Genomic DNA, 10,114 nt, shown 5'->3' on the forward strand with positions numbered 1-10,114 from the left:
CATCTGTCCCTTAAAATGCAGACGCCCGATGCAGTGCATCGGGCGTCCTTGGCCGCCTGACGGCGGCCTCTACATCCGCCACAGGTGTCAACCTATGGCAGGACGGGTCATTTTGGTACCGCCCATAAAAAAACTCCTTCCCCGCTGGGCTGCCAGGGAAGGAGTCTCAGGTACGGCTATCGGGAAAAACTCAGATCAGCGGTGCCGGGGTTGCCGGCAGTGCGACCGGTGCGGCCTTCTTCTTGCGAACGGCCGGCTTGCGCTTCGCGACCTTCTTCACTGCCTTCTTCGCGGATGCCTTCTTGGCCGGAGCCTTGCGGGCAGTCGCCTTCTTGGCGGTGGCCTTCTTGGCTACCTTGCGGGTGGCCTTTTTGGCGGTCTTCTTCGCGGTCTTCTTGGCAGCCTTCTTCGGAGCGGCCTTCTTGGCTACCTTGCGGGTCGCCTTCTTGGCCGTCTTCTTTACCGCCTTTTTCGCGGTCTTCTTGGCAGCTGCCTTCTTTGCAGTCTTCTTGACAGCCTTCTTCGCCGTCTTCTTTACTGCCTTCTTCGCGGTCTTCTTGGTGGCGGCCTTCTTCGCAGTCTTCTTCACTGCCTTCTTTGCCGTCTTTTTCACTGCTGCCTTGCGAGCGGTCGCCTTCTTGGCCGCCTTCTTCACCGTCTTCTTGGCAGCCGCCTTCTTGGCTACCTTCTTCACGGCCTTCTTGGCAGTCGCCTTTTTAGCGACCTTCTTGGCTGCCTTTTTGGCGGCCGGCTTTTTCTTCGCAGCTTTCTTGGTTGCCATGGGATGGCTCCTCGTCAGTGATCTATGGAGTGGAAACGCCCAGGTAAAGCAAACCCGCCGTTGCTGCGTCGCGGGGACCGCCGTCGCGTCATGCGCGTCGTGACGGATACGGTGACACCCGCCGCATGTGGCCAGGCAGGTATCGAAGAGGAAAGGAACTTGCGGTTCGCCGGAGGAAGCGAAGCCATCTCCACCGTCATGGGACGCGAGGTGGATGTCCAGGTTGTGCTTCGCGACTTGATGTCGATTCTGCTCACTCTGTTCGCAGGCAAGGTCTGCTGAGGCGAAACCTAATCACGCTTTTTTTCACTGTCAACAACCCCGGCGAAAAATTTTCACACCGGCGCCTTGCGGCGCGCCCCTTGCCGTACCCGTCAGCGCCCCGACCGGAGCGCCATGCCACCGCCAGCGCGAACACCCCGCGCAATCAAACGCTGACAACCCAGAAAAGAAAAACACTTAAAAGAAGCACTTTCGTGTAGCGACATCGCAACATCGCCGTGCGCCGCCCCGCAACGCCACGCGCGCATCGCATCCGATCACCCCTGCCACAGGACTCCCCGTGCGCACCTTAAACAGACCGCAAAACTTTTCACATCTGACCGCGCTTTTTTCGACCCGATTCGCGTAACTGCGCAAACTTTTGGCCGTTCGGCACCGACGTGTTCGCGCCTGGCGTTCGCCATTGAACGTCGCCGCACGCCGACTTGGATGCCTGCTCGGCGTCCCGTCGGCGCGTCGCCGCAAACCCGATCACCGGCGCGCATCAGCACTGAACCGATCGTCATGCACCTGCCGTCGCGACCACCGCCCATCGCACGCGCACTGCAATCCTCACGCACTACTAACGCGATCGGCGCGCGCCCAGGTGAGCAGGCAAAAAAAAACGGCCGCACCCAGGCGGCCGTTCTTCAGCGGAAACGACGATCAGTGATCTTCGTTTTCCAGCAGCTCGGCGTAGTCGTCCGGACCCAGCAGGTCGTTGACTTCGTCCAGGCCGGCCACTTCGACGACATAGATCCAGCCGTCGCCGTAGGCGTCTTCGTTGATGGTTTCCGGCTTGTCGCTCAGGGCCGAATTGACCTCGACCACCGTGCCGGTGATCGGGCTGTACACGTCCGAAGCGGCCTTGACCGACTCGACCACGGCCGCCTGTTCGCCGGCCTTGACCTCCTGGCCAACCTCCGGCAATTCAACATAGACCAGGTCGCCAAGCAGGCCCTGGGCGTGGTCGGAAATACCGACGGTGACGCGGCCGCTGCCTTCAACGCGTGCCCACTCGTGGGACTTGAGGAATTTGAGGTCGCCGGGGATCTCGCTCATGGGACTGCTCCGAGGAATATCAGGGGGGTCAAGAAACGGGGGTAGTGTAACCAACCGGCGCGGACACGAACGCGTCCGCACCGGATACATCACGGCATCAGCCGTCGATCAACACGCCGGGCTGGGCCTGGCCTTCGCGCACGAACGGGAACTTCACCACGCGCACCGGAATCTGCTTGCCGCGGATATCTACGCGAACGTCTCCCAGTTCGCCACCCGGCACGCGGGCGAACGCGATGCCCTTGCCCAGGGTGGGCGAGAAGGTGCCGGACAGGATCTCGCCCTCGCCGCTGGCGGTGAGCACGACCTGGCCGTGGCGCAGCACGCCCTTCTCATCCATCACCAGGCCGATCAGCTGGCGGGCGTTGCCGGCCGCCTTCTGCGCCTCGAGCACATCGCGACCGATGAAGTCGCGGCCTTCGTCCAGTGCGACGGTCCAGGCCAGGCCGGCTTCATACGGCGTGATCTCCTCGTCCATGTCCTGGCCGTAGAGATTCATGCCCGCCTCCAGGCGCAGCGTATCGCGCGCCCCCAGGCCGGCCGGACGCACACCCGCGGCGCTCAGGGCATTCCAGAACGCGACCACGGCGGTCTGCGGCAGCAGGATCTCGAAACCGTCTTCACCGGTGTACCCAGTGCGCGCCACGAACAGCGCGGTGCCGTCGGCGGTGGCCGTCTCCAGGGCGGCGAAGCGGCCCAGCTTTTCCAGCGCGGCGCGGTCGCCTTCGCCCAGCAGGCCAATCACACGCTCGCGTGCGGTCGGGCCCTGCACGGCGATGATGGCCAGGTCTTCGCGCTCGATGACCTCCACATCGAAGGCGACCGCCTGCTCGCGGATCCAGGCCAGATCTTTTTCGCGGGTCGAGGCATTGACCACCATGCGGAAGAAATCGTCGGCCATGTAATAGACGATCAGGTCGTCGATCACGCCGCCGCGGGCATTGAGCATGCACGAGTACAGCGCCTTGCCGGTGGCCTTGAGCTTGTCCACCGAGTTGGCCAGCAACGTGCGCAGGAACGGCTTGACCTGCTCACCGCGCAGGTCGACCACGGTCATGTGGCTGACGTCGAACATGCCGGCATCGCCGCGCACCAGATGGTGCTCGTCCAGCTGCGAACCGTAATGAATGGGCATGTCCCAACCACCGAAGTCGACCATCTTGGCGCCGAGTGCGCGGTGGGTATCGTTGAGAAGCGTCTTCTGGGTCATGACCGGTTCCGGGGGAATGAAGGCAAGCCATCATTATCCCAGAACCGTCTTCACAACGCCTGCGGCGGTGCGGGAAAACCGCGGATCAGGCCGGCTGCACCTTCAGCGTCATCCCTTCCACCGCCACTACGCGCACCGGACTGCCGGCCGGCAGATCCGGCCCGGCGACCACCCAGAACGCATCGTCGATCTTGGCCCGGCCCTTGCCGGCCACGATGCCCTGGTCGAGCACGACCACCCGCCCGATCAACTGCTCGGCGCGCCGGTTCAACAGCGGCTGATCACTCTGGCGATCGTGCGATCGCCCCCAGCGCCGGTAGCACTGGATGGAGACCACGCTGAGCACCACGAAGGCGACCACCTGCCACAGCAGCGGGATGTCGGCGAACACCGCGACCAGCACGAATACGGCCGCGGCGCCAATCCCGATCCACAACATGAAGGCGCCGGGCGCGAGCGCCTCGGCGGCGAACAGCACCAGTGCCAGCGCGCCCCAGGCCACCACTTCCCAGCGCATGTCAGCCTCCGATCCGCGGCGGGACGCCGCGCGTGGCTTTCTTCTCTTCCTGCTTGGCGAACGCCTCGCGCGCCAGTTCGGCCACGCCGGCGATCGAGCCGATCACGCCGCTGGCCTCCATCGGCATCAGCACCAGCTTCTGGTTCGGCGAGGTCGCCAGTTCCTTGAATGCTTCCACATACTTCTGCGCGATGAAGTAATTGATCGCCTGCACGTCCCCCTGGGCGATCGCCTCGGAGACCATCGTGGTCGCCTTGGCCTCCGCCTCGGCCAGGCGCTCGCGCGCTTCGGCATCGCGGAAGGCAGCTTCCTTGCGGCCCTCGGCCTCCAGCACGGTCGCCTGCTTCTCGCCTTCGGCGCGCAGGATCTCGGACTGACGCGAGCCTTCGGCTTCCAGGATCTGCGCGCGCTTTTCGCGCTCGGCTTTCATCTGCCGCGCCATCGCATCGAGCAGATCGCGCGGCGGCTGGATGTCGCGGATCTCGATGCGGTTCACCTTCACGCCCCACGGGTTGGTGGCATGGTCGACCACGCTCAGCAGCTGGGCGTTGATCACCTCCCGCTGACTGAGCGATTCATCCAGGTCCATCGAGCCGATCACGGTGCGGATGTTGGTCTGCACCAGCGCGATCATCGCCACCTCCAGGTTGGCGACCTCGTAGGCCGCCTTGGCCGCATCGAGCACCTGGAAGAACACCACGCCATCCACGCGCACGGCGGCGTTGTCCTTGGTGATCACTTCCTGGCTGGGCACGTCCAGCACCTGCTCCATCATGTTCACCTTGCGGCCGACCCCATAGACGATCGGGATCAGGAAATGCAGGCCGGGCGACATGGTGTGGGTGTAGCGGCCGAAGCGCTCCACGGTCCATTCGTAGCCCTGCGGCACCATCCGCACCGCCTTGAAGAGGATGACAACGGCCACGAAGGCCAGCACCAGCGAGAACAGCATGGTCGGAAACATCAGGTCACTCCCTTTCCCCGGAATCGTAAGCCCGAGTATAGCCACGCCGTCTTCACACCGGCGTCGGGGAGTGTCCTGGGGGCCCGTCAGGCAGGATCAGGCGGTGCGCGGGGCGAACATGATGACCATCATGCCGGCCAGGCACAGGCCGACGCCGAGCAGGTCCCACCGGCTGGGACGAATGCCATCCACCAGCCACAGCCACATCAGTGCAGTGCCGATATAGACCCCGCCATAGGCGGCATAGACGCGACCGCTGGCGGTCGGGTGGAGGGTCAGCAGCCAGGCGAACAGCGCCAGGCTGACGGCGGCCGGCAGCAGCAGCCACGCACTGCCGTCCTTGCGCAGCCACAGCCAGGGCAGGTAGCAGCCGACTATCTCGGCCACGGCGGTGAGGACAAACAGCAGCAGGGTGTTCATCCCGTGCGCTCGGCATCCTTGGCCCGCTGCCAGAGCGCTTCCTGCGCCTCCAGATCGAGCGCGCCCATGGACTGTCCGGCCGCCTCGGCCTGGGTTTCCATCGCGCGGAAACGCCGTTCGAATTTGTGGTTGGCCAGGCGCAGTGCGGCGCCCACATCGACCTTGGCGTGACGGGCCAGGTTGGCGCAGACGAACAGCAGATCGCCCAGCTCTTCCTGCAGGCGTGCCTGATTCTCCTCGACCGGGCCGCGCGCGAATTCAGCAGCGACTTCGTCCAGTTCTTCGCGCACCTTGTCCATCACCGGCGCGGGGCCCGGCCAGTCGAACCCGACCCGCGCCGCGCGGGCCTGCAGCTTCACCGCCCGCTGCCACTCCGGCAGGCCACCCGAGATGCCGGCCAGCGCCGAGGTATCGGTGTGGCCCTTGGCGGCGCGCTCGGCGCGCTTGATCGCTTCCCAGTTGGCGTTGACGTCATCGGCCCCGTCCACATGGACCTGGGCGAACACGTGCGGGTGCCGGCGCTCCATCTTGTCGCTGATCGTGCGGGCCACGTCGGCAAACCCGAACGCGCCCTGCTCCTGCGCCATCTGCGCGTGGAAGACCACCTGCAGCAGCAGGTCGCCGAGCTCATCCTTGAGGTCATCCAGATCGCCACGGTCGATCGCATCGGCGACCTCGTAGGCTTCCTCGATGGTGTACGGGGCGATGCTGGCGAAGTCCTGCTGCAGGTCCCACGGGCAGCCCTGCTGCGGATCGCGCAGGCGCGCCATGATGCCCAGCAGGCGGTCCAGTTCAGGGGTGGCAGGCATCGTTGCTCCAGTCAGGTCAGGCGGGCAGCCACGCGCGCCACGGCAGGCGGGTATCGCCGAGCGCGATGAAGTCGCCGTTCAACAGGCTCTCGCGGCGGTTGTAGCGGAACGGCTTGCCGGTCTCGGCCGAGAGTACCGCGCCACCGGCGGCGTGCAGCACGCACTGCCCGGCGGCGGTATCCCACTCGGAGGTCGGGCCGAGCCGCGGGTAGACGTCCAGCGTGCCTTCGGCCAAGCGGCAGAACTTCAGCGAGGAACCCTGTGCGAGCACCTCGATATCGCCCATGCGGTCCAGCAGGGCCTGCGTCTGCTCGCTGCGATGCGAGCGGCTGGCGGCCACCCGCAGCGGCGCCGAGGCGGGCGTGCGGGTCCGCAGCACCGAATCGCGCATGCCGTCGCGGCGGTAGGCAAGTTCGCCGCGCATCGCATGCCAGATCTGGCCGGTGGCCGGGGCGAGCACCACGCCGAACGCCGGCGCGCCCTGATAGATCAGCGCGATGTTGACGCTGAACTCGTCGTTGCGTTTGACGAATTCGCGGGTGCCATCCAGCGGATCGACCAGCCAGTACGCGCCCCAGTGCTGACGGATCTCCCACGGCACCTGCGCCGATTCCTCGGAGAGGATCGGCAGCTCCGGAGTGAGCTGGGCCAGCCCACGCTCGATCACCTGGTTGGCGCCGAGATCGGCCGCCGTGACCGGGCTGTGGTCGGATTTGATCTCCACATCGAACGGCGTGGCATACACCGCCATGATGGCGGCGGCCGCGTCCTGGGCGATGGCGATGACGGTTTCGCGCAGATCCGTCGTGAGTTTGATCATTCCTTCCGTCCCAGCCACTCGCGGGCGATGAACAGCGCCGCCAGCGATCGGCCTTCGGAGAAATCCTCGCGCAGCATCAACTGATCCAGATCGGCCAGCTTCCACGGCACGACCTCCAGCTCCTCCGGCTCATCGCCGACCAGGCGCTCGGGGTACAGATCCCGCGCCACCACCAGCCAGGACTGGTGGCTCATATAGGTGGGGGCCAGGGTCATCGCGCGCAGCACGTCGACCCGGCGGGCGCCGTAACCGGCCTCTTCCTTCAACTCGCGGTCGGCGGCCTGTTCGGGGGTTTCGCCGGCATCGATGCGGCCTTTCACCAGCCCCAGTTCATAACGGTGCATGCCGGCGGCGTACTCACGCACCAGCAGCACGGTCTCGTCATCGAGCATCGGCACCACCACCACGGCCCCATGGCCGCGGGTCACCAGCCGTTCGAAGCGGCGGCGTTCGCCATTGGAGAATTCCAGATCCAGATGCTGGCGCTGGAACGGCCCGCTTTCCTCGTCCGTGATCTGGTGGATGATGGGCAGGCGACGGCTCATGCGAGCATCTCTAGAATGGGTACTGGTGAAAACGTGTTCATGAGCCCGAAATGCTAGCAGACCCAGCCCCTCTCACGCTGGCCGATCAGTGGCGGCAACGCGATCTGGCCGTCCTGTGGCACCCGTGCACGCAGATGCGCGAGCACCCGGACACCCTGCCCCTGCTGCCGATCGCCCGTGGCGAAGGCCCCTGGCTGATCGACCATGACGGCCATCGCTATCTGGATGCGGTGAGCAGTTGGTGGACCAATCTGTTCGGCCATGCGCAACCGCGCATCGCCGCGGCCATCGCCCAGCAGGCCACCCAGCTGGAACAGGTGATGCTGGCCGGCTTCAGTCACGCGCCGGCGGTACAGCTGGCCGAGCGCCTGCTGGCGATTGCGCCACGCCAGACCGGACGCGACCCGCTGGCCAAGGTGTTCTACGCCGACAACGGCTCGGCCGGGGTCGAGGTGGCGTTGAAGATGGCGTTCCACTACTTCCGCAACCGGGGCGAGAACCACCGCACCCGGTTCGTCGCGCTGGAGAACGGCTATCACGGCGAAACCCTGGGCGCGCTGTCCGTTGGCGATATTCCCCTGTATCGGCGCGTGTATGCGCCGTTGCTGACCGAAGCGCTGTTCGCGCCCTCGCCCGATGCCTACCTGGCCGAGCCGGGCCAGAGCGCCGCCCAGCGTGCGCACCAGGCCGCCGATGCACTGGCCACGCTGTTCGACCAGCACCCGGGCGAAATCTGCGCGGTGATCCTGGAGCCGCGTCTGCAGTGCGCGGGCGGCATGCGCATGTACGACCCGGTCTATCTGCAGCGTGCGCGCGCGCTGTGCGATGCCAATGGTGCCTTCCTGATCGCCGATGAGATCGCCACCGGCTTCGGCCGCACCGGCACGATGTTCGCCTGTGAGCAGGCCGGGGTGATGCCGGATCTGCTGTGTCTGTCCAAGGGCCTGACCGGTGGTTTCCTGCCGCTGTCGGCAGTGCTGGCCACCCAGGCGCTGTACGACGGCTTCCTGGATGATTCACGCGAGCGCGCCTTCCTGCATTCGCACAGCTACACCGGCAATCCGCTGGCCTGCGCCGCCGCGCTGGCGACCCTGGACATCTTCGCCGGTGAAGACGTGATCGCACGCAACCGCAGCACCGCCGAGGTGATGCGCACCCTGGCCGCACCGTTCGCCGACCACGCGCATGTCGCCGATGTGCGCCAGGCCGGGATGGTGGTGGCCTTCGAACTGACCCGCAACGGCGACAAGCGCACGCCCTTCCTGGCCGAGGCCCGGATCGGGTTGCATGCGTATAAAGCCGCGCTCAAACGTGGGGTGGTGCTGCGCCCGCTGGGCAATGTGCTGTATTGGATGCCGCCGTACTGCGTGGAGGATGAACAGTTGGATCTGCTTGCTTTGACCACTCTGGCCGCCATCGACGAGGCCGTCGCATGCGCGTGACCCGCAGCCATATCGATCATCCGCTGGCGGTCGGCCAGACGCTGGCACTGCCCGAGGACGCCGCCAACCATCTGGTCCGCGTGATGCGCCTGCGCGAAGGCGACGGCTGCGTGCTGTTCAACGGCGATGGCCAGGACTACAGCGCCACGCTGGTGGCCGTCGGCAAGCGCGATGCGCAGGTGCGGATCGAAGCGGCCACCGCGCTGGACAACGAGTCGCCCTTGCACATCACCCTGCTGCAGGGCATCGCCCGCGGGGAAAAGATGGACCTGATCCTGCAGAAGGCCACCGAACTGGGGGTGCAGGCCTTCGTGCCGGTCAACGCCGAACGCACCGAAGTGAAGCTGGATGCGGCGCGTGCCGAGAAGCGGCTGGCGCACTGGCACAGCGTGGTGGTCTCGGCCTGTGGTCAGTCCGGCCGCGCCCGCGTGCCGACGGTGGCCGCGCCGCGATCGCTGCAGGAGGCCGCCAACGCGCTCCCGGCCGAGGCCGTGAAGTTGACCCTGGACCCGCAGGGGGAGCATCGCTTGTCGACACTCTCGGCCGCACCGGGCGGCGTGGTGATCGCGATCGGCCCGGAAGGCGGCTGGTCGCCACGCGACCGCCAGACGCTGGCCGCGGCGGGCTTCCAGGGATTGCAGCTGGGTCCGCGCGTGCTGCGCACCGAGACCGCGGGCTTGGCGGCGATCGCGGCCGTGCAGGCGCGGCTGGGCGATCTGGGTTGAAAAATAACGGGGACGGGGGTAGTTAATCGCGCCGATTAACTACCCCCGTCCCCGTTATTACATCACCCCGCGACGGGGAAGGATTCGTCCAGCGCCGCTTCCAGCGCATCCAGGTCCGGCAGCAGCGCGCTCTGTTCGCCCAGCAGGACGCGCATGTGCACGCCTTGCGGCAGGGTTTCCTCGGAGGCATCGGCCAGCAGACCGTCGCGCGGCACTGCGATCAGCTGCGGGAAGGTCTGGGTCAGCAGGGCAAAGTACGGGCGGCGGGCATTGCCACCCAGCGCCTTGAGCACCACCACCTTGTTGTTGGTCACGACCGGTTCGTCGCCCTGCCCGGACAACCGGGCGAACGACAGCAGCGGCACGTCCCAGCCGTGCCAAGCGATCTGACCGACCAGCCAGGCCGGTGCGTCGGGTACCGTTTCGACCGGCACCTTGGACATCATCTCGGCGACGGTGGCGTTGGGCAGCAGTACGCGTTCGTGCCCGGCCTGGATCAGGACACCGCGGATTTCGTCGTTGCTGGCGTAGCTCATGGGTCTTCCTTTAAAGGAGCGT

Annotated in this window: 13 protein-coding genes; 3 read left to right on the forward strand and 10 right to left on the reverse strand. The window is 66.1% G+C overall.

What is annotated here, in order from left to right; translation table 11 throughout:
• Positions 1-190 precede the first annotated feature (190 nt).
• Entirely contained in the window at positions 191-781 is a 591-nt protein-coding gene (locus ABE463_RS15130; protein ID WP_123730441.1) for a histone, read from the reverse strand.
• Positions 782-871: 90 nt separating this feature from the next.
• Between ABE463_RS15130 and ABE463_RS15135 the strand changes: the two genes are divergently transcribed.
• Complete coding sequence (locus ABE463_RS15135) at positions 872-1,063, forward strand: hypothetical protein (protein ID WP_020424295.1); 192 nt, start codon at positions 872-874, stop codon at positions 1,061-1,063.
• A 645-nt stretch (positions 1,064-1,708) separates the two neighbouring features.
• On the opposite strand, the gene gcvH is transcribed toward ABE463_RS15135, so the two are convergent.
• From gcvH to nudE, 8 genes are all read right to left on the reverse strand, one after another.
• Positions 1,709-2,104 carry a glycine cleavage system protein GcvH gene (gene gcvH / locus ABE463_RS15140; protein ID WP_123730439.1) on the reverse strand — a complete coding sequence of 132 codons (396 nt, stop codon included), beginning with the start codon at positions 2,102-2,104 and terminating at the stop codon, positions 1,709-1,711.
• Between the two features lie 97 nt (positions 2,105-2,201).
• Entirely contained in the window at positions 2,202-3,314 is a 1,113-nt protein-coding gene (gene gcvT / locus ABE463_RS15145; RefSeq protein ID WP_346468717.1) for a glycine cleavage system aminomethyltransferase GcvT, read from the reverse strand.
• Positions 3,315-3,399: 85 nt separating this feature from the next.
• Entirely contained in the window at positions 3,400-3,831 is a 432-nt protein-coding gene (locus tag ABE463_RS15150) for an NfeD family protein (RefSeq protein ID WP_346468718.1), read from the reverse strand.
• A 1-nt stretch (position 3,832) separates the two neighbouring features.
• On the reverse strand, positions 3,833-4,795 hold the full coding sequence (locus ABE463_RS15155) for an SPFH domain-containing protein (RefSeq protein ID WP_046272684.1): 963 nt from the start codon (positions 4,793-4,795) through the stop codon (positions 3,833-3,835).
• A gap of 96 nt (positions 4,796-4,891) precedes the next feature.
• A complete protein-coding gene (locus ABE463_RS15160) occupies positions 4,892-5,215 on the reverse strand; it encodes a YnfA family protein (protein WP_346468719.1) in 324 nt (107 codons plus the stop codon).
• Positions 5,212-6,024 carry a nucleoside triphosphate pyrophosphohydrolase gene (mazG, locus tag ABE463_RS15165; protein WP_346468720.1) on the reverse strand — a complete coding sequence of 271 codons (813 nt, stop codon included), beginning with the start codon at positions 6,022-6,024 and terminating at the stop codon, positions 5,212-5,214. Before mazG ends, ABE463_RS15160 begins: the two co-directional genes overlap by 4 nt.
• A 16-nt stretch (positions 6,025-6,040) precedes the next feature.
• The gene (gene cysQ / locus ABE463_RS15170; RefSeq protein WP_121039024.1) at positions 6,041-6,844 is read right to left on the reverse strand and encodes a 3'(2'),5'-bisphosphate nucleotidase CysQ; all 804 of its coding nucleotides are present in this window, start codon (positions 6,842-6,844) and stop codon (positions 6,041-6,043) included.
• Positions 6,841-7,389, reverse strand: a complete 549-nt coding sequence (gene nudE, locus ABE463_RS15175) for an ADP compounds hydrolase NudE (protein ID WP_121039027.1) — start codon at positions 7,387-7,389, stop codon at positions 6,841-6,843. The genes cysQ and nudE overlap by 4 nt, the downstream gene beginning before the upstream one ends.
• Before the next feature lie 50 nt (positions 7,390-7,439).
• Between nudE and bioA the strand changes: the two genes are divergently transcribed.
• Together bioA and ABE463_RS15185 are read left to right on the forward strand one after the other, a co-directional pair.
• Positions 7,440-8,831 carry an adenosylmethionine--8-amino-7-oxononanoate transaminase gene (bioA, locus tag ABE463_RS15180; RefSeq protein WP_346468721.1) on the forward strand — a complete coding sequence of 464 codons (1,392 nt, stop codon included), beginning with the start codon at positions 7,440-7,442 and terminating at the stop codon, positions 8,829-8,831.
• Positions 8,822-9,556 (forward strand): 16S rRNA (uracil(1498)-N(3))-methyltransferase, encoded by a 735-nt coding sequence (locus ABE463_RS15185; RefSeq protein WP_346468722.1) that lies wholly within the window; start codon positions 8,822-8,824, stop codon positions 9,554-9,556. Before bioA ends, ABE463_RS15185 begins: the two co-directional genes overlap by 10 nt.
• Before the next feature lie 62 nt (positions 9,557-9,618).
• Here the strand turns inward: ABE463_RS15185 and ABE463_RS15190 are convergent, their stop codons facing one another.
• A complete protein-coding gene (locus ABE463_RS15190; protein ID WP_265309177.1) occupies positions 9,619-10,092 on the reverse strand; it encodes a chemotaxis protein CheW in 474 nt (157 codons plus the stop codon).
• Positions 10,093-10,114: the final 22 nt, after the last annotated feature.

Source organism: Stenotrophomonas sp. TWI819, assembly GCF_039673075.1.
Classification (GTDB): domain Bacteria; phylum Pseudomonadota; class Gammaproteobacteria; order Xanthomonadales; family Xanthomonadaceae; genus Stenotrophomonas; species Stenotrophomonas rhizophila_B.

Coding starts and splice junctions, on each gene's coding strand:
- ABE463_RS15130 (WP_123730441.1), bottom strand. CDS start 781: ATGGCAACCAAGAAAGCTGCGAAGAAAAAGCCGGCCGCCAAAAAGGCA.
- ABE463_RS15135 (WP_020424295.1), top strand. CDS start 872: ATGCGCGTCGTGACGGATACGGTGACACCCGCCGCATGTGGCCAGGCA.
- gcvH (WP_123730439.1), bottom strand. CDS start 2,104: ATGAGCGAGATCCCCGGCGACCTCAAATTCCTCAAGTCCCACGAGTGG.
- gcvT (WP_346468717.1), bottom strand. CDS start 3,314: ATGACCCAGAAGACGCTTCTCAACGATACCCACCGCGCACTCGGCGCC.
- ABE463_RS15150 (WP_346468718.1), bottom strand. CDS start 3,831: ATGCGCTGGGAAGTGGTGGCCTGGGGCGCGCTGGCACTGGTGCTGTTC.
- ABE463_RS15155 (WP_046272684.1), bottom strand. CDS start 4,795: ATGTTTCCGACCATGCTGTTCTCGCTGGTGCTGGCCTTCGTGGCCGTT.
- ABE463_RS15160 (WP_346468719.1), bottom strand. CDS start 5,215: ATGAACACCCTGCTGCTGTTTGTCCTCACCGCCGTGGCCGAGATAGTC.
- mazG (WP_346468720.1), bottom strand. CDS start 6,024: ATGCCTGCCACCCCTGAACTGGACCGCCTGCTGGGCATCATGGCGCGC.
- cysQ (WP_121039024.1), bottom strand. CDS start 6,844: ATGATCAAACTCACGACGGATCTGCGCGAAACCGTCATCGCCATCGCC.
- nudE (WP_121039027.1), bottom strand. CDS start 7,389: ATGAGCCGTCGCCTGCCCATCATCCACCAGATCACGGACGAGGAAAGC.
- bioA (WP_346468721.1), top strand. CDS start 7,440: ATGCTAGCAGACCCAGCCCCTCTCACGCTGGCCGATCAGTGGCGGCAA.
- ABE463_RS15185 (WP_346468722.1), top strand. CDS start 8,822: ATGCGCGTGACCCGCAGCCATATCGATCATCCGCTGGCGGTCGGCCAG.
- ABE463_RS15190 (WP_265309177.1), bottom strand. CDS start 10,092: ATGAGCTACGCCAGCAACGACGAAATCCGCGGTGTCCTGATCCAGGCC.